The sequence below is a fragment of the Xanthomonas sp. JAI131 genome, assembly GCF_013410075.1.
Lineage (GTDB): Bacteria > Pseudomonadota > Gammaproteobacteria > Xanthomonadales > Xanthomonadaceae > Xanthomonas_A > Xanthomonas_A bonasiae.
In genome coordinates, this window is the sequence record NZ_JACCCN010000001.1 from 986,526 (window position 1) to 1,011,034 (window position 24,509).

Sequence of the window (24,509 nt, forward strand, 5' to 3'; positions counted from 1 at the left end):
TGGCTGCGCAGCGCGACTGACCGGCAGCGCCGGCCACCTGCGGGCCGATCGCACCGCAGGCCTCGATCGGCGCAAGTGGCGCCTGGGCTCGCATGTGCGGGGAATGCCGAGGCAGCGTGCCGTCGCGGCGGTATCGACAGTCGCGCTTCAACGCGTCGCGGGAGGCGCCCGGGCGGCGGGCGCAGCGGCCATCGCGTCGGCGGCGACGATCTTCTGTGCCACCGCCGCGCGCAGCGGGGAAGCGTCCGGCAGCAAGGTCCGCAGGTGACGCCAGCGCATCGCGGCGTTGGCGTAGCGGTGTTGCTGGAACTCGCCGATGCCGAGCATCCATAGCGCGCGCTGGTTGTCCGGTTGCCGCGCGAGGATGCGCTCGAGCATGCCGTGCGCGGCCGGGCCGACGGCGAAGTCGGGTTGCTGCGCCATGTCCGCCTCGACCCAGCCGAGCATCGCCTCGCTGTCGTCCGGGGCGATCCGCAGCGCCTGCGCGTAGGCGTCGCGCGCCTCGGCGCTGCGCTTGGCCTGCGCCGCGGCCGCGGCCTGCTCCATCCATCGCTGCAGCGCACGTTGCGCCGCGTCCGGGTCGGGCGCAGGCGCGGCTTGCACGGGGATGCCTGCCAGCGCCGCGGGATCGCCGACCAGCAGATACAGGCCCGCGCTCGCCAGCGGCAGCGTCACCGCCACCAGCGCCGCGGCGACGCAGCGCTGCACGCGGGCGCCGGGCCGCCGGCGCAGCAGCGGCCACAGCAAGGCGCCCAAGGCGATGCCGACCATTCCCGCGGCAGCAATGCCGAAGCCGGCCGTCACCATTGTTCTTCCGGCTCCTGGTCCGGCGCCACGTGCGCCGCGGCGGCGGCCCGGCGCCGCAGCGTGGCCACGACCATGGCCGCGCCGCCGAGCAGGAACAGCAGCGGGCCGAACCACAGCAGCCAGGTGCCGGGCGCCAGCGGCGGGTCGTAGAGCACGAACCGGGAATAGCGATCGACCATGTACTGCTTGATCTGCGCATCGCTGCGGCCGGCCTGCAATTGCGCGAACACCTGGTGGCGCAGGTCGCGCGCCAGCGTCGCGTTGGAGTCGGCCAGGTTCTCGTTCTGGCAGACCAGGCAACGCAACTGCGCGGTCAGGCGCTGGAAGCGCAGTTCCTGCTGCCGATCCCGGAACGGCAACGGATCCACCGCCTGCGCCGCCGCCGGCAACGCGTGGGCGAGCAGCAGCAAGACCAGCAGCGACAGCCACGGCCTGGTCCATGGCCGGCCGCGCAGCGCCCGCGCAAATGGACCGCTCATCGCTGCGCTCCGTCCAGCGCGGCGATCGCCGGACGCAGTTCGCCGGCGATCACTGCAGGCGTCAGCACGCCGACATGTTTGTAGCGGATCACGCCCCGGGCATCGATCAGGAAGGTTTCCGGAGCACCGTAGACACCGAAGTCGATCGCGCGCTGTCCATCCTGATCGACCACCACCAGCGCATACGGATTGCCGCGCTGCGCGAGCCAGGCGCGCGCGTCGCGCGGGTCGTCCTTGTAGGCGTAGCCGATCAGTGCGACGCCGAGGTCGTTGGCATGCGCCAGCAGCAGCGGATGCTCCTCGCCGCAAGCCAGGCACCAGCTGCCGAACACGTTGAGCAGGTACGGGCGGCCGCGCAATTCGGCGCTGCCGGCGCGTTGCGCGGGATCGTCCAGGCGCGGCAGCGAGAACGCCGGCGCCGGCTTGCCGATCAGCGGCGAGGGCACCTCGCGCGGGTCGTGCGCGCGGCTCCAGTAGATGCCGAAACCGAACAGTGCGGCCAGCAGCAGGAAACCAAGCAGGGGCAGCAGCCGGCTCATGTCGGTATCGCCGATGCGGTCGTGGCGAGCGGCGCGGCAAGCTCGGCGCCGGGTGCGACCGGGTGCGGCGCACGCAGCCGGCGCGCGCAGGCGCTGACGAACCCGCCGAGCATCATCAGCAGGCCGCCCAGCCAGATCCAGCGGATGAAGGGTTTGTAGTACAGGCGCAGGGTCCAGGCGTTCTCGATGTGCTGGTCGTCCATCGGCTCGCCCAGCGCGACGTACAGATCGCGGACGACGCCGGCATCGATTGCCGCCTCGGTCTGGATCCGTTCGCTGGAATACAGGCGCTTCTGCGGATGCAGTACCGCCACCGCCGCACCGTCGCGGCTCACCGTCAGCGTGCCTTGCTCGGCCTTCCAGTTCGGCCCGTCGATCATGCGCACGCCATCGAAGCGGAACGCGTAGCCGCCGATCTGTTCGCTTTGCCCGGGCGCCAGGCGCACGTCGCGCTCGATCGACAGGCTTTCCGACAGCAGCACGCCGGCCACGAACACCGCCACGCCGGCATGGGCCAACAGCATGCCGGCCAGCTCCGCCGGGAAGCGGCGCCCGCGCGGCGCTTCGCGCAGGCGCTTGTAGGCATACAGCGCGGTGCCGATGCCGATCCAGGTGGCGGCGGCGACGCCGGCCACCGCGCGGGCCGAGCCGTCGGTCAACACGAAGGCGACCAGCGCGCAGGCCAGTGCGGCCAGCACCGCGCGCACGGCCACTGCCTGCAGCGCGCCCGGTTCGGTCCGGCCCCAGCGCAGGTACGGGCCGAACGGCAGCAACAGCACCACCGGCAGCATCAGCAGCGGGAACAGCAGGCCGAAGTAGGGCGGGCCGACCGAGACCTTGCCCAAGCGCAGCGCATCGCCGAGCAGCGGGAACAGCGTGCCCAGCAGCACCATCGCCGCGGCCACGGTCAGCATCAGGTTGCCGACCAGGATCGCGGTTTCCCGCGACAGCGCCGCGAACGGCTTGCCGGCGGCCAGCCGCGGCGCGCGCAGCGCGTAGAGCAGCAGCGCACCGCCGACCGTCACGATCAGGAAGCCGAGGATGTACAGGCCGCGGCGCGGGTCGGCGGCGAAGGCGTGCACCGAGGTCAGCACGCCCGAGCGCACCAGGAAGGTGCCCAGCAGCGACAGCGAGAAGGCCAGGATCGACAGCAGCAGGGTCCAGGCGCCGAGCGCGCCGCGCTTTTCGGTGACCGCCTGGGTGTGGATCAGCGCCGCGCCGACCAGCCACGGCATGAAGCTGGCGTTCTCCACCGGATCCCAGAACCACCAGCCGCCCCAGCCCAGTTCGGCATAGGCCCACCAGCTGCCGGCGACGATGCCGGCGGTGAGGAAGCCCCAGGCGACATTGGTCCACGGTCGCGCCCAGCGCACCCAGGCCTGCTGCTGTTCGCCGCCGAGCAGGGCGGCGATGGCGAAGGCGAAGGCCACCGAGAAGCCGACGTAGCCGGTGTAGAGCACCGGCGGGTGGAACACCATGCCCGGATCCTGCAGCACCGGGTTGAGTTCGTTGCCGTCCAGCGGCATCGGCGACAGCCGCGCGAACGGGTTGGAGGTGAACAGCACGAAGGCCAGGAAGCCGGCGGCGATCAGGCCGAGCACGCCCAGCACACGCGCGGCGAACGCCTCCGGCAGGTGCCGGCTGCTGCGCGCCAGCAGCACCGTCCACAGGTCGAGGATGGCGATCCACAGCAGCAGCGAGCCTTCGTGCGCGCCCCAGACCGCGGCCAGCCGGTAGTACCAGGGCTGCGCCAGGTTGGCGTTGGCGGCCACGTAGCGCACCGAGAAATCCAGGCGCAGCAGCGCATAGGCGAGCAGGGCGAAGGCCAGCCAGGCGAACAGCGCCTGCGCGCAGGCGGCCGGCCGTGCCACCGCCATCAGCGCACGGTCGCCACGCCAGGCGCCGAGCAGCGGCAGCAGGCCCTGCGCCAGCGCCAGCAGCAGGGCCAGGATCAACGCGAGCTGGGCCAGTTCGGCGGTCATCGCGGCAGGGCGGCCGAGCGTGGCCAGCGCAGCGCGGCGCGGTGGGGCGGCATCGGCTTCATGGCGTCGCGGACGTGGCCGCCGACGCGGAAACCGCCGCTGCGGTGCGGCCCTCATGGGCCTGCGCCATCGCGTCCTTCAGCTCCTGCGGCATGTAGGTCTCGTCGTGCTTGGCCAGCACCTCGGTGGCGACGAAAGCGGCGCCGTGCAGCGAACCGGTGGCGATCACCGCCTGGTTGTCGCGGAACAGGTCGGGCAGGATCCCGGTGTAGGCGACCGCGGTGGCGCCGGAGGCGTCGATCACGGTGAAGTCCACCCGCAGCGAATCGGCGCTGCGCCGGATCGAGCCGGCCTTGACCATGCCGCCGAGGCGGAACACGCGGTAGCCGTCGGCCTGGCCGGCCTGCACCTGGCTCGGTGTGAACAGGTAGCTGATGTTGTGCTGCAGGGCCAGCACGAACAGGCCGGTGGCGAGCGCGGCGGCGCCCAGCACCAGCAGCACGATCAGCAGGCGGCGCTTACGGGTGGGATTCATGGGCGGGACCTGGCGACAGCGGCGCGGCGCCGCGCTGGCGGCGGCTGTGTTCGCGCACCACCTGTGCGCGCGTCTCGGCAAGCAGGCGCCGCTGCCGCCAGCGCGGCAGCAGCGTGTCCAGCAGCAGCACCAGCAGGAACAGCGCGTAGGCCGGCCATACGTAGGCGGCATAACCGCCCATCGCCCAGAAGCCGCTCATGCCGCGCGCTCCGCCGCCAGGCGCGCTTCCGGCAGCGGCGCCGGCGCGTGTGCGGCCAGGGCGAGCGCCCGCACCCAGCCCTTGCCGCGCTCCAGCGCCAGCAGGTCGGTGCGCATGCGCCCGAGCAGGCTGGCCAGGTAATAGCACTTGCTCGCCAGCACCGCGGTCAGCAGCGGCCACAGCATCGCCAGCGGCATCTTCGACGGACCCAGCACGCGCACCGTGGAGCCCTGGTGCAGGGTGTTCCACCAGACCACGGAGAAATGCACGATCGGCAGGTTGATCAGCCCGACCAGCGCCAGCAGCGCGGCGGCGCGCGCGCCCTGGCGCGGATCCTCGATCGCGCGGTACAGGCCGATCACGCCCAGGTACAGGAACAGCAGCACCAGTTCCGAGGTCAGCCGCGCGTCCCAGGTCCACCAGGCGCCCCACATCGGCTTGCCCCACAGCGAGCCGGTGCACAGGGTGATGAAGGTGAACGCGGCGCCGATCGAGGCGGAGGCCATGCACGCCACTTCGGCGAGCTTCAGCCGCCACACCAGGGCGACGAAGGCGGCCGCGCCCATCGCGGCGTAGACGAACAGGCTCATCCAGGCGCTGGGCACATGGATGAAGATGATCCGGTAGGCGTCGTGTTGCTGGTAGTCCGGCGGCGCCAGCACCAGGCCGCCGTAGAACGCCACTGCGCCGAGCAGCAGCGCCGCGCCCAGCGCCCATGGCCGGATCGCGCCGGCGACGCGATAGAACGTTGGCGGCGAGGCGAGCCGGTGCATCCAGTGCGGAATCCACTTGGCCATGGCCGCTGCGCTCAGCGGGACGTCGTGGCGGCGCGGGGCAGCGCCTGTACCGCGGCGGCGGCATCCACCTGCAGCAGGCCGTCGCGTTGCCGGCTGGTCCGGCGCAGCAGCTCGTGCACGCTGCGCGCGTCCAGCTGCGGCGCCAGCGACAGCAGCAGCGCGACCACGCCGCTGACGTGCGCGGTGGCCATCGACGAGCCGGACGTGAAATCGTAAGCGCCGTTGGGCTGGGTGGTGAGAATGTCCTCGCCCGGCGCGCTGAGCACCCCCGGCGGCGACGCGGTGGCGCTGCTGGTGCGTACCACGATCACGCCCGGGGTGCCGTCGGGAAAGCCGTCCAGGCGGCCGTCCGGCGGCATCGCCGCGATCACGATGCGGCCCTGCCGCAGCAACTGCTCGAGCAGCTTGCGCAGCAGCGGATCGGCCGGCCCGCCCAGGCTCAGATTGATGATGCGCGTGCGCGTGTCGCCGATCGCGACCAGCGCCTTGGCCAGGGTGAAGGAATTGCAGCCGGCGCCGGCCCCGGCGCGCTGCGGGTACCAGCAGGCCTTGTACACGTCGAGCATGGCCTTGGGCGCCATGCCGACGATGCCCAGATGGTTGTTGCTGCCGGCGGCGATGATCCCGGCGACCTCGGTGCCGTGGTGATCGCGATTGAACGCGGCGGGGTCGGCACCGACCAGGTCGCGCACCTCGCGCAGGCGGCCCTGCAGGTCGGGGTGGGCGGTGTCCACGCCGGTATCGACGATGGCCACGCCCACGCCCTGGCCCTGGCTCAGCACCTGCGCGGTGGCGGCGTTGGTCGCGGCGAAGCCGCGTTGCATGTCGACGTAGGGATCGTTGTAGCGCAGCGGCTGCGCGGGCTTGGCCGGCGGCGCCGGGTCGGCGTAGGTGGCGAACTCCTGCAACGGCTGCGACAGCGCGACGCGTTCGTCCTTGGCCAGCGCGGCGAGCAGCGCGTCGCGCGCCGCGCCCGGCGCCGGCTCGAACACCACGCAGTACACGCCCAGCGGCTTGATCGGCCAGCCGGTCACCTGGCGCAGGCCGTAGCGCTGGGCCAGCGCGTCCAGCGTCGCCGCCGCCTGGGTGCCGGCCCCGTAATACTTGGAAGAGGCATAGCCGATCAGGTTGGAGCCGGCATGCCGGCCCGGTGCGGCCATCGGGTTGGCCACCGCGAGCACGATCTGGCGCTGGCTGTCCAACGCCGGCGAGGCGTCCAGGGTCGGCGTCTTGGCCGGCGCCGCTGTGGCAGCGACGGGCGCGTCGGCGCCACTGCGCCCGCCATGGGCGCAGGCGCCGAGCGCGAGGCAGGCCATCAGCAAGCAGAGACGACGCAGGCTCATGGTGCGGAAATCGGCTCCGCCAGGCGGATGCCGGGCGTCGCACGCAGCTGCTGCACGCTGCGCTGCGGCTGCGCCGGCGACCCGGCCTGGACCGGCACCACGGTGTAGGCGCCGGCGCCGTTGGGGCCGCCGACCACGCGCAGCTGCAGCTTGCGCAGCACGGCGTCCCAGTCGGCCAGGGTCATGCGCGCGTCCGGCACCACGCGGATCGCGTCGCTCGCCAGCGGCTGCGCGGTCTCGCTGAGGGTGCGGTAGCTGGCGCCCTGGCCCTGGCCCTGGTCGCTGGCGGACAGCCTGACCCCGAGCACGCCCAGTCCGACCGCCTGCACCAGCGCCGCGGCGACCAGCGCCCGCGTGGTCCAGCTGGAGCGCGCGCGCGCCGGCAGGCGCTGCGGTTCCGGCGCGTCGAGGCGGCCGAGCAGGCGCTGCAGCCCGGCCTCGGCGTCCACCGCCACGTCGCTGGGCAGCGACATCGCCATGCGCAGCCGGCTCTGCTGCGCGAACTCGGCGCTGCAGAAGCTGCACTTGGCCAGATGCGCGATCAGCCACTCGTGTTGCTCTTCCGTGGCGCTGGCCTGCAGCACCCACGGCATCAGTTCCCAGGCATGCGAGCACTCGTTGCCCGGCTCGTTGAAGCCTGTCTTCATGACACGCTCTCCGTCAGAGGGGAAGCGCCGCCGGCCAATCCCGGCAGCACGTTGCGCAGCTTGACCCGGGCATGGAACAGCCGCGCCTTGATCGTGCCCACCGGGCACTGCATGATCGCCGCGACTTCTTCCAGCTTGTGGCCCAGGCCGTAGACCAGCTCGACCACCAGGCGCTGGTCGGCCGACAGCCGCTCCAGGCCCTTGCCCAGCCAGTCGCGCAGTTCGCGGTCCTCGTCCGGGTCGGCGGAGGAGGCGAAATGCTCTTCGGCGCTCACCCCGTCCTCGATCGCCTCGTCGCTGTGGTGGCGGATCGCCTTGAGCCCGCAGCGGTAGGCGATGCCCATGATCCAGGTCGAGACCTGCGAGTCGCCGCGGAAATCGCCGGCCTTCTGCCAGGCGATCCAGAAGCAGTCGTTGATCGCCTCCTCGATGATGTCCGGGCGCCGGGTCAGCCGCGACAGGAACCGGCACAGGCGCCCGTGGTAGTTGCGGTACAGGGTGGCCAGCGCATCGCGGTCGCCGCCGGCCATGCGCCGGAGCAGCATGCGGTCGGTGGCATCGCCTAGTGGATCGGTGTCGGTCATGGAGGGCTGGCTTGGCAACGGGCACCGGTATGTGCCGGGTCGGCACGGAAAGGTTGCGTGCGGATCAGAAGGCGCGCGACACGGTGACCACCCACGGCCAGATCCCGTTGCCGCGCCTGGCGTAGATGCTGCGCGCGTCGCTGAACACGCGGTCCACCTCCACGCTCCAGGCGCCGGCGTTCCACATCAGCCCGGCGTGGCCGTAGCTGTAGTGGTCGGCGTAGTCCAGCCCGTACAGCGCCGGCGGGGCCTGGCTGATGCCGATCCCGGCCGACAGCGACAGCTGCCCCGGCAGCGGCTGGTGCACGGTGAGGTCGGCCGCGCCGTACCAGCGGCCACGGTAGCTGTCGGGCAGCTCGAACGCGGCCAGCGATACGCTCAGCCGGTCCCGGTAGGACCAGCCGAGGCTGGCCTCGTTGCGGTTGAACAGGCGGTTGATGCGGTTGCCGGGGTAGTCGTAGCGCAGCAGCCCGGCCTGCATCTGCCAGCTGTCGGACAGGGTCCAGCTGCGCGACAGCTCGATCGTGGTCAGCAACTGGTGGCCCGGCGCGTCCAGCGCGGTACTGGCGGACGCGCCCAGCGACCAGCCCGGCGCGGGCAGCCAGTAGCCGGCGAGCTGCAGGGACGGGGTGTCGGCGGTCACCGCGATGCCGCGATCGACCAATTGCGAACTGAGCCCGACCGCGCCGCCCAGCTTGGCCGCCAGCGCCGTGCCCGGCAGGCACAGCGCCGCCGCCAGCGCCAGCGTGCCGCGCAGCGGGCGCAGGCGCGCGGCACGCTGCGCCAGGTCACCTGCGGCCGCGGTCATGCCGGTCGGGATGCCCATGCATGGCGGTGTCCGCGGCGGCGGCCCATGTCGGTCGCGGGCAGGGCGGTCGGGGACAGGGAGCCGGCGGCGGAAGGGCGGTTGTGCACGGTCGCTCGATGGTCGCGGGTCGGATCGCAGGGGACGCTGGGGCGCGTGGCAGCGGCAACGCCGGAGCGCTCGCCGCGTGGACGCTCGCCATTATCGGCGTTGCGGACTGGCGGCGACGCGGCGCACACCCGGCGTGGACCGCCGGGTTCAGTTTCGACTATGCCGGGGCCGGGCGCCGACTTCAATGCAGGGTATTGAGATAGGCGATGAGGTCCTCGAGCTGCTTGCTGTCGTCGAGCCCGTCGTACTTCATGTTGGCGCCGGGGATGCCCTTGGACGCGGGCTGGGCCAGGTAGCTGCGCAGCTTGTCGTCGCTCCAGGTCCACTGGGTCTTCTTCATCGCGTCCGAGTAGCGGTAGTCGGGCACGCTGCCGGCGCTGCGCCCGACCACGCCGAACAGGGTCGGGCCCTTCTTGTTCTTGCCCGGCGCCGCGCTATGGCATTCGGCGCATTCGGTGGCGAACACGCCGGCGCCGGGCAGGCCGCCGCCGGCATGCGCGGCGGGTGCGAGCGCGACGCCGAGCGGCAGCAGGCTGGCCATCAGGGTGCACCACAGGGGAAATGCGTTGGCTGGTTTCATGACGATCCGTACTGGGGGAAAGGTGTGCTCAGAACGCGAGGCTCAGGGCCAGCGAGAACTGGTTCAGGTCGTGCGGGCGGGTCACCGGCAGGGCGCCGAACACGTTGCCGGTGGTGCCGTTGAACTTGCTGAAACGGAACCAGGTCGCGGACAGGCGCAGGTTGGCGATCGAGGTGAACGAGTCGTCCTTGCCGAACGGCGCCCAGGAGGCGCTGATCAGGTTGCTGGTGGTGTCGGGCGTGCCGTACGGGCTGTAGCGGAACGGGTCGGCCGAGCCGGTATTGATGAAGTGCGCCAGCAGCAGGCCGTAGCTCTGCTTGTAGGTGTAGCTGAGATTGATCGACTGGTCGCGGATGCTGCCGCGGCGCAGCCCGGCCACGCTGGGGTCGGCCGGGTCGATCGCCGCGCTGCCGTAGCGGCGGCGCTCGTAGATGTTGAGGTAGCCGAGCTTGAGGATGTGCTCGCGGGTGCCGAGGAACTGGTAGTTCAGGTCGTAGCCCAGGTCGGTGAAGTCGTCGCGCGGGCCGGTGCTGCGCGGCAGCTGGCGGCGCGTGCTCAGCGCGACCACGCCGGCGGAGAAGAACTGCTTCTTCATGTCCTTCATGTAGCTCAGGCGCAGGTAGCCGGTGTCGCTGAGCTTGCCCGGGTCGCCGCCGACCGCGTAGCCGAGGTCGTCCTGGGTGGAGACCGGCAGCGCGTTGTAGGTGCCGATCTCGCCGTACCAGTTGCGGTCGTAGACGCCGTAGACGCTGGTGCCGATCACCCGGTTGGACAGCGAGGACTGGTTGAGCAGGGTGGTGGAGCCGGCGTAGGCCGAGGCCGGACCCAGGCCGGAGGCATTGGGCAGCACGCCGATCGGATCCTGGCTGCCGGGGTTGTTGTTGACGCTCACCCCGAGCAGCGCGTCCTTGCCGCCGAGCTTGAAGGTCTTGGCGACGAAGCGCAGGTCCACGTTGTCCAGCTTGGTGGTGAACTTGTCCTTGCCGTTGTTGGTGCTGGAGACCTTGATGTAGCCGCCGACGTTGTCGCTGACCCGGCCGGCCAGGTACAGGTCGGCCTCGCTGAGCTGGTTGTTGGTCTTGCCGCGCACCGGCACGCTGCGGGTGCCGGTGAGTTGCGCCGAGGCCGGGATCTTGGTCCCGTTGCCGTCGCTGTCGGTGTAGCCGTTGAGCTTGAAGCGCATGCCGTACGGGGTCAGCGCCGGGCCGTAGGCGCCGATGTGGCAGTCCGCGCAGGAGGAGCCGGTCTGCCGCGCGAACGCCGGCACCGCCGCGGCGCGCGGGCTGGCCAGCAGCAACAGCGAGCCGAGCGTGGACCACAGCAGCACCTGCTCGGCGCCACGCAGCGTGCCTGGACGGAAGAAGGAAGAAGGGGACGGGGTGGTCTGCATGCGATGGGTCCTTGAGCGGGTCGGCGCGGCGGCGGACGAGGGAAGGGCGTAAAGCACGGTTCAGCCGCGGCGCAAGCGCAGCATTCGCCGCAGGGTGTCGTCGCGGCGCACGAAGTGGTGCCATAGCGCGGCCCCGATATGCAGCAGGATCAGGCCGAGCAGCGCCCAGGCGGCATACACGTGCCAGGCGCCGAGCGTGTCGGCCAGATCCGGATCGGGGGCGACCAGTTCCGGCAGCGTGGCGGCGAACAGATGCACCGGCTTGCCCATGGACTGGCTCAGCGCCCAGCCCAGCACCGGCAGGGTCAGCAGCAGCGCGTACATGACCACGTGGGTGAGCCCGGCAAGCGCACGCAGTAGCGGCGAGGCGGCCTCCGCACGCAGCAGCGGCGAGGCGGCCTCGGGGTCGTGGCGTTTGCCCAGGCGCAGGCGCAGCGCCACGCGCAGGAAGAACAGGCCGAGCACGAACAGGCCGAAATGCCGATGTCCCTCCAGCAACCATTGGCGCACGGCACGGCCCTCGACCTCTTCGCGCAGCAGGATCAGGCCCGCCGCCAGCACCAGGCACAGCACGGTGAGCCAGTGCAGCAGCACCATCGGCCGCGGCAACCCTGCAGCGGCAGATGCGGGTGGCGAATGCGCCGCCGCGTCGGAGAGAGAGGTGCCGTCGTCGGCCTGCGTGGATGAAGTCATGGTGGCGTGCCCTGTCCAGGTCGTGTCGATGGAATGCGCGCTGCCGTTCGCGGCGTCGTGCTGCGCCACCGGCGGGCAGCGCAACGGCTGGCGCAGTGGTGGTCGCAGATGGGTGCCGGGGGCGCGGCAAAAGGTTGCGTCGGCGTGGCGGTCACCTTCGGATCGCGCTGCGATGGCATGGCGCAACCTTTCCGCAGGCCGGCGGCACTCAGCCTGGTAACTCCGCGTCGGAGTCCGTGTCGGACACACTATGGCAATCGAACGAATCCAGTTGCGTACGCACGGCGACGAGCGCGGTCTGCTCGTGGCCCTGGAGCAGCAACGCGACGTGCCCTTCGACATCCGGCGCGTGTACTACCTGTTCGCCACCAAGCACGGTGTGCACCGCGGCCAGCACGCGCACCGCCATCTGAATCAGTTGGCGGTGGCCCTGCATGGCTCGGTATCGTTCCTGCTCGACGACGGCAGCGGACCGGTGCAGGTGGTGCTCGACGACCCCTGCCAGGGGCTGCTGCTCGGCAGCATGGTGTGGCGCGACCTGTACGACTTCAGCGCCGACTGCGTGCTGATGGTGCTGGCCGACCAGGCCTACGATCCGGCCGACTACATCCTCGACTACGACGAGTTCCTGCGCGAAGCCGCGGGCGAACGCAGGCAGGAGGCGTAGGGCCATGGCGAAACCGCTGGTCATCATCGGTGCGGGCGAACTGGCGCAGATCGCCTGCGAGTACTTCAGCCACGACAGCGACTACGAGGTGCTGGCCTTCAGCGCCGAGCGCGCCTACATCGCCGCGCCGACCCTGGCCGAACGGCCGGTGGTGGCGTACGAGGAGCTGGAACGGCTGTACCCGCCAGGCGAGGTCGAGGCGTTCGTGGCGATTCCCGCCAGCGGCCTCAACCGCCTGCGCACGCGGTTTTTCCTCGACGCCAAGCGCCGCGGCTATCGCCTGGCCAGCTACGTCAGTTCGCGCGCCTTCGTCTGGCGCAATGCGCAGCTGGGCGAGAACTGCTTCGTGTTCGAAGGCAATGTGGTGCAGCCGTTCACCCGCATCGGCGACAACTGCATCCTGTGGAGCGGCAACCACGTCGGCCACCGCACGGTGATCCACGACCATGTGTTCGTCGCCTCGCATGCGGTGATTTCCGGCTACTGCGAGATCGGCCAGAGCAGTTTCGTCGGGGTCAATGCCACCTTCAGCGACGGGGTCAAGGTCGCCGCGGACAACGTGATCGGCGCCGGCGCGCTGGTCACCCGCGACACCGAGCCGGGCCGGGTCTACGTCGGCGCGCCGGCGCGCGCGGTGGCCGGCAAGTCCAGCTTCGACGTGACGCTCTGACGCCATGTTCGACTGGAGCAAACGCGGCCTGGCGTTCGCCACCGCACGCGACGGCGTCGGCGGCTGGATGCGGCATTCGGCGTTGACGCCGACCCCGCATCGCCTGGATGCCGAGCTGATCCGCGTCTACGCCGGCTTCCGCGACGACGCCGGGATCAGCCGCATCGGCTACGTCGACGTGCGCGGCGACGACCCGACCCGGGTGGTGCGGGTCAGCGCCACGCCGGTGCTGGATATCGGCCGCGACGGCTGCTTCGACGACAACGGCATGATCCTCGGCGACGTGGTCTCCGCGCCGGACGGGCTGTACATGTTCTATGTCGGTTTCCAGCGCGTGGCCAAGGCCAAGTTCCTGGCCTTCACCGGGCTGGCGGTGTCCAGCGACGGCGGCGAGACGTTCCAGCGGCGCCAGGACACGCCGCTGCTGGACCGTGCGCCCGGGCGCAGCACCATCGCCGCAGTGCATTCGGCACGCTACGAGGACGGCCGCTGGCGACTGTGGTACGCGGTCGGCGACGATTGGGAATGGATCGACGGCACGCCGTTCCCGCGCTACCACATCCGCTACGCCGAGACCGACGACCTTCAGGCGATCCCGCGCCAGGACACGCCGTGCCTGCAACCGCAGGGCAGCGAATACCGCATCGGCCGCCCGCGCGTGTACCGCCACCAGGGCGGCTACCTGATGTACTTCACCCGCGGCAACGTCGATGGGGCGTATTTCCCCGGCGTGGCGCGCAGCGACGACGGCCGCCACTGGCAGCGTTGCGACGACGCCTTCGGTCTGGCGCTTTCGCCCGGCGGCTGGGACGCGCGCACGCTGTGCTATCCGGCGCTGATCCGGCACCGCGACCGCGTGCTGATGTTCTACAACGGCAACGACATGGGCCGCGACGGCTTCGGCGTGGCGGTGGCGCCGCTTGCGCAGGGTGCGGGCGAGGGGAGCGGCGATGTATTCGGTTAGGCCCTATCGCGCCGAGGATGCGCCGGCCTGGGACGCGTTGATCGCCGAATCCCGCAACGGCAACCTGCTGCACCGGCGCGGCTACATGGACTACCACGCCGAGCGCTTCGTCGACGCCTCGCTGCTGGTCGAACGCGGCAGTGCGCTGGTGGCCGCGTTCCCGGCCAACATCGACGGCACGCGCGTGGTCAGCCATGCCGGGCTGAGCTATGCCGGGCTGCTGTCCGCGCATGCCCTGCGCGCGGCGGCGACGCTGGACGTGTTCGAGCAGATCGCCGCGCATTACCGCGCCCGCGGCGTACGCGAGCTGCTCTACAAGGCGGTGCCGCACCTGTTCCATGCCGCGCCTGCGGAAGAGGATCTTTACGCCTTGCATCGGCTCGGTGCGCGCCTGCAGCGCCGCGACCTGTCTTCGGCGATCGCCTTGCGCGAGCCGCCGCGCTTCGCCGCCGAACGGCGGCGCTCGGTCGGCAAGGCGCGCAAGGCCGGCCTGCGCGTGCAGCGCAGCGACGATCCGGCGCCGTTCCATGCGCTGCTGAGCGAAGTGCTGCAGCGCCACGGCGCCACGCCCACCCACAGCCTGCAGGAACTGCGCCTGTTGTGCGGGCGCTTCCCGGAACACCTGGTGCTGTACGAAGTGCGTGATGGCGAGACGCTGCTGGCCGGCACGCTGCTGTACGACTTCGGCCGCGTGGTGCACACCCAGTACCTGGCCTGCTCCGAGCAGGGCCGGCGCGTGGACGCGCTGAGTCTGCTGCTGGCCGAGCTGATCGAAGACCGCTACGCGCAGCGCGACTACTTCAGCCTCGGCATTTCCACCGAGCAGCAGGGCCAGGCACTCAACGACGGCCTGGTCACGCAGAAGGAGCGCTTCGGCGCGCGCGGCGTGGTCCACGATTTCTACGCCTGGGACCTGCGATGAGCGTGCCGTTCCTGGACCTGCGCGCGCTCAACGCCCGCTACGCCGACGAACTGAAGGCCGCGGCGGCACGGGTCATCGACTCGGGCTGGTACGTGCTGGGCGCGGAACTGGACGCGTTCGAGCGCGAATTCGCCGGCTATTGCGGCACCGAACATGCGATCGGCGTGGGCAACGGCATGGACGCGCTGACCCTGATCCTGCGCGGCTACCGCGAACTGGGCCGGCTGCGCGACGGCGACGAGGTGATCGTGCCGGGCAACACCTTCATCGCCAGCTTCCTGGCGATCAGCGAGAACCGGCTGCTGCCGGTGCCGGTGGAGCCGGACCCGGTCAGCTTCAACCTGGACCCGGCCAGCGTGGAACGCGCGATCGGCCCGCGCACGCGGGCGATCATGGCGGTGCACCTGTACGGCCAGCTGGCGGACATGGCCGCGCTGCGAACGCTGGCGCGACAGCACGGCCTGCTGCTGATCGAGGACGCGGCGCAGGCGCACGGCGCGCGCCGGCACGGGCGCCACGCCGGCAGTTTCGGCGACGCCGCCGGTTTCAGTTTCTTCCCCGGCAAGAACCTGGGCGCGCTCGGCGACGGCGGCGCGGTGACGACCGACGATGCCGCGTTGGCCGCGCAGATCCGGATGCTGCGCAACTACGGTTCGGACATCAAGTACCGGCACCTGGTGCAAGGCGTGAACTCGCGCCTGGACGAAATGCAGGCGGCGTTGCTGCGGGTCAAGCTGAGCTACCTGGATGCCGACATCGCCTTGCGCCGCGATGTGGCGCGGCGCTACCGCGCAGGCATCGTGCATCCGCAGCTGCAGTTGCCGCAGGTGGCCGACGATGCGGCCCACGCCTGGCATCTGTTCGTGGTGCGTTGCGCTCGGCGCGACGCGCTGCAGCGCCATCTGCTGGCCAGCGGCATCCACTGCCTGGTGCACTATCCTCAGCCGCCGCACCGGCAGCCGGCCTATGCCGCACTGAGCGGACTCAGCCTGCCGCTATGCGAGCAGTTGCACCGCGAGGTGCTGAGCCTGCCGATCGGGCCGACCCTGGACGCGGATGCGGTGGAACAGGTGATCGCAGCCTGCCTGGAATTCGAGGCGGTGGCGGCATGAACGTGCTGCGCAGCGGCCTGTACAGCGGCGCGGCCACCGCGGCCAAGCTGCTGGCCGCGTTGCTGGTGCTCAAGCTGGTCGCCGTCTACGCGGGGCCGGCCGGCGTGGCCCGGCTCGGCCAGTTCACCAGCCTGATGTCGCTGCTGGCGGTGCTGGCCGGCGGCGGCATCGGTGCGGGCATCGTCAAGTACGTGGCCGAGTACCGCGACGATGCGCAGACACTGGCGCGGCTGCTCGGTGCGGCGCTGGGCTATGCCTGCTGCGCCGCGTGCGTGATGGGCGTGCTCGCGCTGCTGTTCAGCCGCCAGATCGCGCAGCGCCTGCTCGGCGATCCGCAGTACCAGAGCCTGATCTGCGTGCTGGCCGTGGCCCAGCTCGGCATCGCCCTGGTCAACTACATCCTGGCCGTGGTCAACGGCTTCATGGACGTGCGCCGACTGGCCTTCATCCAGGTCGCCGGCTCGGTGCTCAGCGTGCTGGTGGTGCTGTGGCTGTCGCGCTGGCTGCAGCTGTACGGCGCGCTGCTGGCGCTGGTCGCCGGGCAGGTGCTGTGGCTGTGCGCCGGCCTGCCGGCCCTGTGGCGCAGCCCATACTTCCGCCGCGACATGCTGCGCATCCGCTTCGATGCGGAAATGACCCGGCGCCTGGCCGCGTTCTCGGTGATGACGCTGACCTCGGCACTGCTGCCGCTGCTGGTCAACATCGGCGTGCGCGACCATCTGGCCGAGACCTTCGGCTGGCGGCAGGTCGGTTACTGGCAGGCGGTGAGCAAGGTCTCCGAGGCCTACCTGCTGTTCTTCACCACCGCGATCAACGTCTATTACCTGCCCAAGCTGGCGGCGTTGCGCGATCGCGCCGGGCTGCTGCTGGAATTGCGCACCGCCTACCGTTACGTGCTGCCGGCGGTGATCGCCCTGGCCGCGGCGATCTACCTGTGCCGCGACTGGCTCACCCGGCTGCTGTTCGCCGCCGATTTCGCCGCCGCCGCGCCGCTGTACGCGCCGCAGCTGGTCGGCGACGTGATCAAGATCGCCTCGTTCGTGCTGTCGTACCTGATGCTGGCCAAGGCGATGACGCGGCTGTTCGTGATCTCCGAATGCGTGTTCGCCGCCAGCTATCTGGGGCTGGTCTATCTGTTCACCGCGCGCATGGGCCTGATCGGGGCGGCCTACGCATTCGCAGTCAACTATGCGCTGTACCTGGCGTTCAACGTCGTGGTGGTGCGGCGCTATCTGGGAGGGTTGCGCTGATGGCCGAACTTGGACCGCATCACGACGTGCCGCTGGTGTCCGTGCTGGTGCCGGCATACAACCACGAACGCTTCGTGCAGCGCTGCCTGGACAGCGTGCTGGAAGATCCGTATCCGAACAAGGAACTGGTGATCGTCGACGATGGCTCCAGCGACGCTACCGCCGCGCGCATCGCCGAGTGGATCGCGCTGCACGGACAGCGCCTGACGGTGCGGTTCTGGCCGCGCGAGAACCGCGGCATCGCCGCCACGCTGAACCACCTGGTGGCGATGGCCAGCGGCGAGTTCCTGCGCCTGGGCGCCAGCGACGACTATCTGCTGCCGGGCGGTCTGGCCGCGCAGGTCGCCTATCTGCGCGCCTCGCCGGACAAGACCGCGGTGATCGGCGATGCGGTCGTGGTCGACGCGGACGGGCGCCTGCTGCACCAGAGCAGCATGCGCGACCTGCACGGCGTGGACAAACGCCTGTACCTGAGCGACGCCGGCATCCGCCGCGCGGTGATCCGGCACTGGGCGGTGAGCGGGGCGGTGGCCCTGGTGCGGCGCAGCGCGCTGCAGGCGCGCGTGGCCTGGGACGAAGAGCTGCACATCGAGGACTGGGACTTCTTCCTGCGCCTGGTCGCGCGCGACGCGCTGGGCTTCATCGACGTCGGCGTCTGCGCGTACCGGCTGCATGGCGCCAACGCCAGCAGGACCCGGCACCTGCCCAGCCGCCTGGCCAATCTGACCGAGTCGCGGCAGGTGGCGCTGCGCCGCGCCGCGCTGTTCGATCCCCCATGCCGCACGCTGCTGCATGCGCAGGCGCACTACATCGCGGCCAAGATCGCGTTCCTGCGGCGGCAGCCGGCGGCGCTGGGCGGCCACCTGCTGGCGCATGCCTGGCTGTCGCTGCTGGCACGCCTGCGGCCGGCCGCAGCGGCGCCGCTGGCGGAGCGCGCATGAAGCGCCTGCTGCGCCTGCCGTCGAGCTATTTCGGCCTGCCGTTGCTGTTCAGTTGCGCGCTGACCCTGCTCAGCTTCGATCTGCCGCCCGGCTACTCCGCCGGCATCGCTTTGCTGGCCGCCGCGGCCGCCGCGACGCTGTTGCTGGATGCGCTGCACGGCATCCGCCTGCCGTCGCTGGCCGCGTTTCGCGCGCGCCGCTATGCCGGCACGCGCGAGGCCTTCGTCGCGCTGTGCCTGGCCGCGCTGGTCGGCGTGTTCTGCGTGCTGGACCTGGCGCTGTTCCCGATCCCGCTGTTCACCAATCCCTCCGCGTATGCCGACCTGACGCCGCTGCATTCGCACGTGCGGCACCTGTCCAACATGTGCTGGATCCTCCCGCCGATCGCGCTGCTGTGCGTGCGCGACAAGACGCTGCGCAACGCGATGATCGTCGCCGGCTTCGTGTTCCCGGTGCTGGTGATCGACCGCAACCGCATCTTCGCCGCGTTGTTCAGCTTCGCGCTGCTCCTGCTGCTGCGGCGCGATCCGGCGCGGCCGGTGCCGTGGAAGGCCATCATGGCGTTGCTGGTCGCCGGCGGCGCGGCGTTCTCGCTGCTGGGCACGCTGCGTTCGGGGTCGCTGGATTCGGTGACGCTGCCGTTCGGCGCGCTGTACCGCGCCGCGCCGCAAGGCATCAAGTGGCTGCTGCTGTACATCGGCGCCGGCCCGTACAACTTCGGCGCGATGCTGGCCAAGGACTACGTCAACGCCAGCTTCCTGGTCAACCAGCTGGTGCCGCTGAGCGGCTCGATCGCCACCGCCGGCACCGGCATTCCGCTGGATGCGCCGAACATCAACGTCGGCACCGAATTCTTCCCGTTCCTGCTGGCCGGCGGCGCCGGCGCCGCGCTGGCGGCGATGCTGGCGCTGTACGCGGCGCTGCTGTGGAGCGTGCGCCTGCTCGGCAGCACGGTGTCGCTGTTCAACCTGCTGGTGTTCCTGCGCATCGCCTACGCCTGCCTGATGTCGCCGTTCGCGCCGCAGGCCTTCACCTGGACCAACGCCGGCTTCATCGCGCTGTGCCTGGTCCTGCACGCCTGCAGCGCGCTGCTGCCGAACCGCCGCGCGGCGCTGTCGGCGCCGGGCGGGGCGGGGCAGGCGCCGTCGCCACCTTTTTCTCCGGGAAGTGCCCTGCCATGAAAGAAGACGAAATCTACCTGATCGACCTGTGGCGGATCCTGCGGCGCGAGTGGAGATGGTGCGTGCTGCCGCTGCTCGCCGCGCTGGCGCTGGCGTTCGCCTTCCTGCATGGCGCCACGCGCCAGTGGCAGGCCACCGCGTGGGTGCAGGTCGGCGAATTCGGCCCGACCCCGGCCGGGCGCGACCCCAAGCTGGAGCCGTTCCAGCGCGTGATCGAGCGGATCAAGACCCGGCTGTTCCAGGACCAGGTGCTGCAGAGCCTGGGCCTGCCGTTGAACGGGCGCGAGGCCGCGCTGTACCGCAGCAGCCTGAAGCTGGACCCGGATCCCTATGCCAACCTGATCGAATTGAGCCTGCGTGCCGATTCGGCGCAGCAGGCGCGCGCCCTGGCCACGGCGACCACGGCGCAGCTGCAGGCACTGCACCGGCGCATCCAGGCCGTGCCGATGCAGCAGACGCGCGAACGCCTGCAGGACATCGGCAGCGAACTCGCCGCGACCCAGGCCGAGCGCGCGCGCCTGCTGCAACAGCAGGCCGAGGGCAAGGGCAGCGTCGAGCAGCAATTGCTCGGCAACATGCTGCTGTCGGAGAAGAACGCGACCATCCGCAGCCTGAAGTCCGAGCGCGACGACCTGCTCGCCCGGCTCGGCGCACGCTATACCTACGACACCTCCGCGCCATGGGCGGCCTACGTGCCCGAACGCCCGGCATTTCCCAATCCGGTGCTGGTGCTGGCGGTGGGGCTGATGCTGGGCGTCGGGCTTGGCGTGTTCGCCGCGATCGTCCGCAACGCGCTGCGGCGCCGGCAGGCCGCACGCATGCCGCAGCCCGCGCCGGCCGGCAGCGGCGCATAAGCGCGAAGACGCACGACGCCGCTCACGGCGATTCAACCAAACCGCCCGCCACCCGCACTCACTGGCATACCGTGCGATCCGCGCTTGCGGCCGGCACGGCAATTCCCGACGACGACGGCAGGCGAGTGGAGAGTGGATGTGACTGCGAATGGCAAGCCCGGCGCCGCTGCGCGCGCGGCGACGATCGATCCGGCGCTGCTGCTGGAGACCCAGCGCGCCTTCGATAGCGTCGCCGCCGACTACGACGGCCCGCGCGGCAACAACGAGCTGATCCAGCGCATGCGCACCACCTTGTGGGACACGGTGGCCGCGCAGTTGCCGATTGGCGCTCGGCTGATCGACCTGGGCTGCGGCACCGGCCTGGACGCCCACGAGTTCGCGCAACGCGGCTATCGCGTGCTGGCCACCGACTGGTCGCCGCAGATGGTGGCGCGCACCCGGCAGCGGGCGCAGGACCCGGCGCTGCAGGGGCGGCTCAGCGCGGCGCACGTCGGCATCCAGCAACTGGACCGCCTCGACGGCGAGTTCGACGGCATGTATTCCAACTTCGGCCCGCTGAACTGCGCGCCGGATCTGCCCGCGGTCGCCGCCGAATGCGCGCGCCTGCTGCGCCGCGACGGGCGCCTGGTGTTTTCGGTGATCGGCCGCCTGTGCCCGTGGGAAGTGGGCCACTACGCGCTGCGCGGGCGCTTCCGCCGCGCCGCGGTGCGTGGCGCGCGCGGGGTCACCGCGGTGGGCATGAACGGGCACACGATCTGGACCTGGTACTACCTGCCACGCGAGTTCTACCGCGCCTTCTCCGCGCATTTCGAACTGGACTCCTACCGCGCGCTCAGCCTGTGCCTGCCGCCGCCGTACCTGGTCGACCACTACCGGCGCCACCCGCGCTGGGGCGAGCGCCTGGGCCGGCTCGACGACCGCATCGGCGGCTGGCCGCTGCTGCGCGACATGGGCGATCACTTCCTGATCGTGATGCGCAAGCGCTGACCGATGCGCATGCCTTCCGCTGCTGCCGAGATCTGCCTGCACGGCGCGCGCCTGGCCACGCCGGCCGGCGCGATACGCGCGTCCCTGGGGTTGCGCGGCGCATGCATCGCCGCTGCGCCGGCCACTGCGGCGTACCGGGTCGCGCTGCATGGGCACCTGGTGTTTCCGGGGCTGCTCAATGCGCACGAGCACCTGCAGGTCAACGCGGTGCCGCCGTTGCCGCAGACCGCGCCGTTCGCCAACAGCTACGCGTGGATCGAGGCGTTCGCCGCGCATTTCCGCGATCCCGCCGTCGCCGCCGCGTTGCAACTGCCGAAAGCCTTGCGACTGCGCCACGGCGCGCTGAAGAACCTGCTCGCCGGTGTCACCTGCGTCGCCCACCACGATCCGTGGCATGCCGAACTGGACGCGGCGGACTTCCCGGTCGCGCTGCTGCGCGAGTTCGGCTGGAGCTACGCCTTGCACGGCCCCGACTACGGCCCGCCGCTGGCGCAGAGCTTCGCCGCGACCGCCGCCGACCGCCCGTGGATGATCCACCTGGCCGAGGGCACCGATGCGGTCGCCGCTGGCGAACTGGCCGAGCTGGACCGGCGCGGCTGCCTGGCCGCCAACAGCGTGCTGATCCACGGGGTCGGCCTCGGCGCGGCCGACATCGAGCGCGTGCTCGCTTGCGGCGCCGCCGTGGTGTGGTGCCCGTCGAGCAACCTGACGCTGTTGGGGCGCACGCTGGATCCACGCCGTCTGTACGCGGGCGGGCGCCTGGCGCTGGGCAGCGATTCGCGCCTGAGCGGCGCGCGCGACCTGCTCGAGGAACTGCAGGTGGCCACCGCCAACGGCCTGGATGCCGGACAGGCGCTCGCACTGGCGACCACCGCCGCGGCGCGCATCCTGCGCCTGCCCGGACGCGGCAGTCTCGCGGTCGGCAGCGCCGCGGACCTGCTGATCGTCGGCGACCGCGGCGGCGATCCGGCGCATAGCCTGGTCGGGCTGGCACGCAGCGAACTGCGTGCGGTAGTGCGCGATGGCCGCCCGCGCATCGCCGATCCCGATTTCGCCGACTGGTTCGAGGCCACCGGCGTGGCGGCGGTGCCGGTCACGCTGGACGGCGTGCCGAAGCTGCTGGCCGCGGAACTGGCCGACCCCGCATTGCTCGCGCTCGAACCCGGGCTGGAGCTGCAAGGCGGCGCTGCGCTTCGCACGATCGCGCCGTCCGCGCTGCAGGCGCGCCGCGCATGAGCGCCGTGCCGATCCTGGATCCGGTCCAGGCCTATGCGTTGTGGGCGGCGAGCTACCCGGCGCACGCCCACAACCCGGTGATGCAGGCCGAGCAGCGCGCCATGCTGGCGCTGTTGCCGCCCGCGCTGCACGGCCAGCGCGTGCTCGATGCCGGCTGCGGCAGCGGACGCTATCTGTTGCATGCGCTGGAGCGTCACGCCGCGCACGCCACCGGCGTGGACCTGTCGCCGCAGATGCTTGGCCGCGCCGCACGCGAACTGGATGCGGCCGGCGTCGGCAATCGCTACACGCTGTGCGAAGGCAGCCTGGACGCGCTGCCGGTGGCCGATGCCGACGCCGACCTGAGCATCTGCGCCCTGGTCGTGGGGCATCTGCCGCAACTGCTGCCGGCGCTGGCCGAACTGCGCCGCGCCACCCGCCCGGGCGGCAGCGTGCTGTGCAGCGACGTGCACCCGATCGGCCACGCGCTGGGCTGGAAGCGCGATTTCAAGGCCGCTGGCCAACGCTACGCGGTGCGCCATACCCAGCACCTCTACAGCCACTGGCATGCGGCCTGCGCCGCGCTCGGGCTGGCGATCGAGGCGGTATGCGAACCGATGCTCGATCCTGCCGACATTCCCGCCGGCGCGCACTTCGATCCTGCCGCGCTGCAGGTCCCGGTGGCGCTGGTGTTCCGGCTGCGGCGCCTGCCGTGAGCCTCGTCCTGCGGTCTCCTCCCATGCCTTCCACACCGAACACGCTGCTGGTCAATCCGACCATCACCTCGCGCGGCAACGCCCGCTTCCCGCTGGCGCTGCTGAACCTGGCCGCGGCGCTGGACCGCCGCGGCGACAGCCGCATCATCGACGGCAACGTCGATCGCGGCTTCATCGACAGCGCGCTGCAGGCGTTGCAGGAGCAACGCTACGACGCGGTCGGCATCAGCGTCATGGGCGGGCCGCAGATCGCACCGTCGATCGCGCTGTCCACGGCGATCCGCGAACGCTTCCCGGCCATGCCGATCGTCTGGGGCGGCTATTTCCCGACCCTGTACACCGACACCGCGCTGAGCGCGCCGTACGTGGACTATGCGATCCGCGCGCAGGGCGAGGACACCCTGCCGGAACTGGTTGCGGCGTTGCGCGGCGAAGGCCCCGGCCTGGCGCAGATCGAGGGCCTGTCGTGGAAACAGGACGGCGCGATCGTGCACAACCGCAATCGCGGTTTCAGCCGCGGCGAGGCGGCGCCGGCGCTGGCGTACGCGAAGCTCGGCGACCCGCGCCAGTACCTGGGCCGCAGCTTTCTCGGCCGCCGCACCGCGTCGCACCAGGCCGCGCTGGGCTGCCGTTTCCGCTGCACCTTCTGCGGCGTGGCGGCGATGTTCGGTGGCGCCACCGCGCTGCCCACCGCGGCGCGGCTGGAGCGCGAGCTGCGCTACCTGAAAGAGGAACTGGGCGCCGATTCGATCCAGTTCTTCGACCACAACTTCTTCGACCGCGAGGCGGAGATGATCCCGCTGCTGGAGGTCATGGCCAAGCTGGAGATGCCCTGGTGGTGCTATGCGCGCGCCGACGCGCTGCTCAACCTGTCCGAGAGCACCTGGAAGCTGGTGCGCAAGAGCCGGCTGCGCATGGCCTACATCGGCGCCGAATCGCCGAGCGGGGCGATGCTGAAGGAAATCCGCAAGGGCACGCGCCCGGACCAGACCCTGGAAGTGGCCGAGCTGTGCCGGCGCAACGGGGTGATCCCGGAACTGTCGTTCATGGTCGCGCCACCGCAGGACACCGCGCACGAGACCGAGCAGACCTTCGAGTTCATCCGCGAGCTCAAGCGGATCAATCCGCAGTCGGAAATCATCGTTTACGTGTACACGCCATTGCCGGAAGCCAGCCGCCACGAAAAGGATCGCGGCAAGCGCGCATCGATGCCGCTGCGCGACCTGCACGGTGCGCCGGTGGAGTTCCCGCGCACGCCGGAGGAGTGGACCCAGCCGCAATGGGTGGACTACGCCTGCCATGCCGATGCGCCCTGGCTCGACGACGCGCTGCGCCAGCGCATCCGCGACTTCGTCACCGTGCTCGGCTGCCGCTATCCCACCGCGCAGGACCTGCGCTCACCGCGCTGGGCCAAGCGCGGCCTCAGCGCGATGGCCGCATGGCGCTACCGTTACCGACGCTACGACAGGCCGTGGGAGCTGAACTTGGCCAATTGGCTGGTGCGCCTGCGCCGGCCGCAGGTCTCCGGCATCTAGGCGT

General features: G+C 71.1%; 27 protein-coding genes. 13 read left to right on the forward strand and 14 right to left on the reverse strand.

What is annotated here, in order from left to right; genetic code table 11:
* Positions 1–147: 147 nt before the first annotated feature.
* The 14 genes from HDC36_RS04005 to HDC36_RS04070 form a co-directional block, all read right to left on the reverse strand.
* Complete coding sequence (locus HDC36_RS04005; RefSeq protein ID WP_179564623.1) at positions 148–807, reverse strand: cytochrome C biogenesis protein; 660 nt, start codon at positions 805–807, stop codon at positions 148–150.
* Entirely contained in the window at positions 801–1,286 is a 486-nt protein-coding gene (locus HDC36_RS04010) for a cytochrome c-type biogenesis protein (protein ID WP_179564625.1), read from the reverse strand. Before HDC36_RS04010 ends, HDC36_RS04005 begins: the two co-directional genes overlap by 7 nt.
* A complete protein-coding gene (locus tag HDC36_RS04015; RefSeq protein WP_179564627.1) occupies positions 1,283–1,825 on the reverse strand; it encodes a DsbE family thiol:disulfide interchange protein in 543 nt (180 codons plus the stop codon). The genes HDC36_RS04010 and HDC36_RS04015 overlap by 4 nt, the downstream gene beginning before the upstream one ends.
* A complete protein-coding gene (locus tag HDC36_RS04020; RefSeq protein ID WP_179564629.1) occupies positions 1,822–3,807 on the reverse strand; it encodes a heme lyase CcmF/NrfE family subunit in 1,986 nt (661 codons plus the stop codon). The genes HDC36_RS04015 and HDC36_RS04020 overlap by 4 nt, the downstream gene beginning before the upstream one ends.
* Before the next feature lie 58 nt (positions 3,808–3,865).
* Positions 3,866–4,342, reverse strand: a complete 477-nt coding sequence (gene ccmE / locus HDC36_RS04025) for a cytochrome c maturation protein CcmE (protein WP_179564631.1) — start codon at positions 4,340–4,342, stop codon at positions 3,866–3,868.
* Positions 4,326–4,541 carry a heme exporter protein CcmD gene (gene ccmD / locus HDC36_RS04030; protein WP_179564633.1) on the reverse strand — a complete coding sequence of 72 codons (216 nt, stop codon included), beginning with the start codon at positions 4,539–4,541 and terminating at the stop codon, positions 4,326–4,328. Before ccmD ends, ccmE begins: the two co-directional genes overlap by 17 nt.
* Entirely contained in the window at positions 4,538–5,338 is an 801-nt protein-coding gene (ccmC, locus tag HDC36_RS04035; protein ID WP_179564635.1) for a heme ABC transporter permease CcmC, read from the reverse strand. Before ccmC ends, ccmD begins: the two co-directional genes overlap by 4 nt.
* 11 nt (positions 5,339–5,349) lie before the next feature.
* Positions 5,350–6,681: a S8 family serine peptidase gene (locus HDC36_RS04040; RefSeq protein WP_179564637.1), complete on the reverse strand. Its 1,332-nt coding sequence runs from the start codon at positions 6,679–6,681 to the stop codon at positions 5,350–5,352.
* Positions 6,678–7,328 carry a zf-HC2 domain-containing protein gene (locus HDC36_RS04045; protein ID WP_179564639.1) on the reverse strand — a complete coding sequence of 217 codons (651 nt, stop codon included), beginning with the start codon at positions 7,326–7,328 and terminating at the stop codon, positions 6,678–6,680. The genes HDC36_RS04040 and HDC36_RS04045 overlap by 4 nt, the downstream gene beginning before the upstream one ends.
* The gene (locus tag HDC36_RS04050) at positions 7,325–7,912 is read right to left on the reverse strand and encodes a sigma-70 family RNA polymerase sigma factor (RefSeq protein ID WP_179564641.1); all 588 of its coding nucleotides are present in this window, start codon (positions 7,910–7,912) and stop codon (positions 7,325–7,327) included. Before HDC36_RS04050 ends, HDC36_RS04045 begins: the two co-directional genes overlap by 4 nt.
* 64 nt (positions 7,913–7,976) lie before the next feature.
* Positions 7,977–8,738, reverse strand: coding sequence for a hypothetical protein (locus HDC36_RS04055; RefSeq protein WP_225209677.1), 762 nt, complete (start codon positions 8,736–8,738; stop codon positions 7,977–7,979).
* A gap of 271 nt (positions 8,739–9,009) precedes the next feature.
* Positions 9,010–9,369: a c-type cytochrome gene (locus HDC36_RS04060; protein ID WP_225209705.1), complete on the reverse strand. Its 360-nt coding sequence runs from the start codon at positions 9,367–9,369 to the stop codon at positions 9,010–9,012.
* Between the two features lie 67 nt (positions 9,370–9,436).
* On the reverse strand, positions 9,437–10,798 hold the full coding sequence (locus HDC36_RS04065; RefSeq protein WP_179564645.1) for a cytochrome C: 1,362 nt from the start codon (positions 10,796–10,798) through the stop codon (positions 9,437–9,439).
* A gap of 60 nt (positions 10,799–10,858) precedes the next feature.
* Positions 10,859–11,395: a cytochrome b/b6 domain-containing protein gene (locus tag HDC36_RS04070; protein ID WP_179565607.1), complete on the reverse strand. Its 537-nt coding sequence runs from the start codon at positions 11,393–11,395 to the stop codon at positions 10,859–10,861.
* Between the two features lie 346 nt (positions 11,396–11,741).
* Here HDC36_RS04070 and HDC36_RS04075 point away from each other — a divergent pair, with 346 nt between their 5' ends.
* The 13 genes from HDC36_RS04075 to HDC36_RS04135 all read left to right on the forward strand — a co-directional run bounded on the left by HDC36_RS04075 (position 11,742) and on the right by HDC36_RS04135 (position 24,505).
* Positions 11,742–12,158, forward strand: a complete 417-nt coding sequence (locus HDC36_RS04075; RefSeq protein WP_004425725.1) for an FdtA/QdtA family cupin domain-containing protein — start codon at positions 11,742–11,744, stop codon at positions 12,156–12,158.
* Positions 12,159–12,162: 4 nt separating this feature from the next.
* Positions 12,163–12,828, forward strand: coding sequence for an acetyltransferase (locus tag HDC36_RS04080; RefSeq protein ID WP_179564647.1), 666 nt, complete (start codon positions 12,163–12,165; stop codon positions 12,826–12,828).
* A 4-nt stretch (positions 12,829–12,832) separates the two neighbouring features.
* A complete protein-coding gene (locus tag HDC36_RS04085) occupies positions 12,833–13,792 on the forward strand; it encodes a hypothetical protein (protein WP_179564649.1) in 960 nt (319 codons plus the stop codon).
* Positions 13,779–14,714 (forward strand): GNAT family N-acetyltransferase, encoded by a 936-nt coding sequence (locus tag HDC36_RS04090; RefSeq protein ID WP_179564651.1) that lies wholly within the window; start codon positions 13,779–13,781, stop codon positions 14,712–14,714. The genes HDC36_RS04085 and HDC36_RS04090 overlap by 14 nt, the downstream gene beginning before the upstream one ends.
* Complete coding sequence (locus tag HDC36_RS04095; protein ID WP_179564653.1) at positions 14,711–15,826, forward strand: DegT/DnrJ/EryC1/StrS family aminotransferase; 1,116 nt, start codon at positions 14,711–14,713, stop codon at positions 15,824–15,826. Before HDC36_RS04090 ends, HDC36_RS04095 begins: the two co-directional genes overlap by 4 nt.
* Positions 15,823–17,076 carry an O-antigen translocase gene (locus HDC36_RS04100; RefSeq protein WP_179564655.1) on the forward strand — a complete coding sequence of 418 codons (1,254 nt, stop codon included), beginning with the start codon at positions 15,823–15,825 and terminating at the stop codon, positions 17,074–17,076. The genes HDC36_RS04095 and HDC36_RS04100 overlap by 4 nt, the downstream gene beginning before the upstream one ends.
* On the forward strand, positions 17,076–18,017 hold the full coding sequence (locus HDC36_RS04105; RefSeq protein ID WP_179564657.1) for a glycosyltransferase: 942 nt from the start codon (positions 17,076–17,078) through the stop codon (positions 18,015–18,017). The genes HDC36_RS04100 and HDC36_RS04105 overlap by 1 nt, the downstream gene beginning before the upstream one ends.
* On the forward strand, positions 18,014–19,198 hold the full coding sequence (locus HDC36_RS04110) for a hypothetical protein (protein WP_179564659.1): 1,185 nt from the start codon (positions 18,014–18,016) through the stop codon (positions 19,196–19,198). The genes HDC36_RS04105 and HDC36_RS04110 overlap by 4 nt, the downstream gene beginning before the upstream one ends.
* Positions 19,195–20,052 carry a Wzz/FepE/Etk N-terminal domain-containing protein gene (locus HDC36_RS04115; protein ID WP_179564661.1) on the forward strand — a complete coding sequence of 286 codons (858 nt, stop codon included), beginning with the start codon at positions 19,195–19,197 and terminating at the stop codon, positions 20,050–20,052. The genes HDC36_RS04110 and HDC36_RS04115 overlap by 4 nt, the downstream gene beginning before the upstream one ends.
* 138 nt (positions 20,053–20,190) lie before the next feature.
* Positions 20,191–21,039 carry a class I SAM-dependent methyltransferase gene (locus HDC36_RS04120; protein ID WP_179564663.1) on the forward strand — a complete coding sequence of 283 codons (849 nt, stop codon included), beginning with the start codon at positions 20,191–20,193 and terminating at the stop codon, positions 21,037–21,039.
* Positions 21,040–21,042: 3 nt separating this feature from the next.
* Positions 21,043–22,275, forward strand: coding sequence for an amidohydrolase family protein (locus HDC36_RS04125; protein ID WP_179564665.1), 1,233 nt, complete (start codon positions 21,043–21,045; stop codon positions 22,273–22,275).
* Positions 22,272–22,970, forward strand: coding sequence for a class I SAM-dependent methyltransferase (locus HDC36_RS04130; RefSeq protein ID WP_179564667.1), 699 nt, complete (start codon positions 22,272–22,274; stop codon positions 22,968–22,970). Before HDC36_RS04125 ends, HDC36_RS04130 begins: the two co-directional genes overlap by 4 nt.
* 23 nt (positions 22,971–22,993) lie before the next feature.
* Positions 22,994–24,505, forward strand: a complete 1,512-nt coding sequence (locus HDC36_RS04135) for a radical SAM protein (protein WP_179564669.1) — start codon at positions 22,994–22,996, stop codon at positions 24,503–24,505.
* Positions 24,506–24,509: the final 4 nt, after the last annotated feature.

Excerpts from the sequence above, each read along its gene's own strand:
- HDC36_RS04080 (WP_179564647.1), top strand. The coding sequence starts at position 12,163 with ATGGCGAAACCGCTGGTCATCATCGGTGCGGGCGAACTGGCGCAGATC.
- HDC36_RS04090 (WP_179564651.1), top strand. The coding sequence starts at position 13,779 with ATGTATTCGGTTAGGCCCTATCGCGCCGAGGATGCGCCGGCCTGGGAC.
- HDC36_RS04100 (WP_179564655.1), top strand. The coding sequence starts at position 15,823 with ATGAACGTGCTGCGCAGCGGCCTGTACAGCGGCGCGGCCACCGCGGCC.
- HDC36_RS04015 (WP_179564627.1), bottom strand. The coding sequence starts at position 1,825 with ATGAGCCGGCTGCTGCCCCTGCTTGGTTTCCTGCTGCTGGCCGCACTG.
- ccmD (WP_179564633.1), bottom strand. The coding sequence starts at position 4,541 with ATGAGCGGCTTCTGGGCGATGGGCGGTTATGCCGCCTACGTATGGCCG.
- HDC36_RS04070 (WP_179565607.1), bottom strand. The coding sequence starts at position 11,395 with ATGGTGCTGCTGCACTGGCTCACCGTGCTGTGCCTGGTGCTGGCGGCG.
- HDC36_RS04105 (WP_179564657.1), top strand. The coding sequence starts at position 17,076 with ATGGCCGAACTTGGACCGCATCACGACGTGCCGCTGGTGTCCGTGCTG.
- HDC36_RS04020 (WP_179564629.1), bottom strand. The coding sequence starts at position 3,807 with ATGACCGCCGAACTGGCCCAGCTCGCGTTGATCCTGGCCCTGCTGCTG.
- HDC36_RS04005 (WP_179564623.1), bottom strand. The coding sequence starts at position 807 with ATGGTGACGGCCGGCTTCGGCATTGCTGCCGCGGGAATGGTCGGCATC.
- HDC36_RS04010 (WP_179564625.1), bottom strand. The coding sequence starts at position 1,286 with ATGAGCGGTCCATTTGCGCGGGCGCTGCGCGGCCGGCCATGGACCAGG.
- HDC36_RS04040 (WP_179564637.1), bottom strand. The coding sequence starts at position 6,681 with ATGAGCCTGCGTCGTCTCTGCTTGCTGATGGCCTGCCTCGCGCTCGGC.
- HDC36_RS04110 (WP_179564659.1), top strand. The coding sequence starts at position 18,014 with ATGAAGCGCCTGCTGCGCCTGCCGTCGAGCTATTTCGGCCTGCCGTTG.
- HDC36_RS04115 (WP_179564661.1), top strand. The coding sequence starts at position 19,195 with ATGAAAGAAGACGAAATCTACCTGATCGACCTGTGGCGGATCCTGCGG.
- HDC36_RS04045 (WP_179564639.1), bottom strand. The coding sequence starts at position 7,328 with ATGAAGACAGGCTTCAACGAGCCGGGCAACGAGTGCTCGCATGCCTGG.
- HDC36_RS04085 (WP_179564649.1), top strand. The coding sequence starts at position 12,833 with ATGTTCGACTGGAGCAAACGCGGCCTGGCGTTCGCCACCGCACGCGAC.
- ccmE (WP_179564631.1), bottom strand. The coding sequence starts at position 4,342 with ATGAATCCCACCCGTAAGCGCCGCCTGCTGATCGTGCTGCTGGTGCTG.
- HDC36_RS04130 (WP_179564667.1), top strand. The coding sequence starts at position 22,272 with ATGAGCGCCGTGCCGATCCTGGATCCGGTCCAGGCCTATGCGTTGTGG.
- HDC36_RS04060 (WP_225209705.1), bottom strand. The coding sequence starts at position 9,369 with ATGGCCAGCCTGCTGCCGCTCGGCGTCGCGCTCGCACCCGCCGCGCAT.
- HDC36_RS04125 (WP_179564665.1), top strand. The coding sequence starts at position 21,043 with ATGCGCATGCCTTCCGCTGCTGCCGAGATCTGCCTGCACGGCGCGCGC.
- HDC36_RS04135 (WP_179564669.1), top strand. The coding sequence starts at position 22,994 with ATGCCTTCCACACCGAACACGCTGCTGGTCAATCCGACCATCACCTCG.
- HDC36_RS04065 (WP_179564645.1), bottom strand. The coding sequence starts at position 10,798 with ATGCAGACCACCCCGTCCCCTTCTTCCTTCTTCCGTCCAGGCACGCTG.
- ccmC (WP_179564635.1), bottom strand. The coding sequence starts at position 5,338 with ATGGCCAAGTGGATTCCGCACTGGATGCACCGGCTCGCCTCGCCGCCA.
- HDC36_RS04055 (WP_225209677.1), bottom strand. The coding sequence starts at position 8,738 with ATGGGCATCCCGACCGGCATGACCGCGGCCGCAGGTGACCTGGCGCAG.
- HDC36_RS04095 (WP_179564653.1), top strand. The coding sequence starts at position 14,711 with ATGAGCGTGCCGTTCCTGGACCTGCGCGCGCTCAACGCCCGCTACGCC.
- HDC36_RS04075 (WP_004425725.1), top strand. The coding sequence starts at position 11,742 with ATGGCAATCGAACGAATCCAGTTGCGTACGCACGGCGACGAGCGCGGT.
- HDC36_RS04050 (WP_179564641.1), bottom strand. The coding sequence starts at position 7,912 with ATGACCGACACCGATCCACTAGGCGATGCCACCGACCGCATGCTGCTC.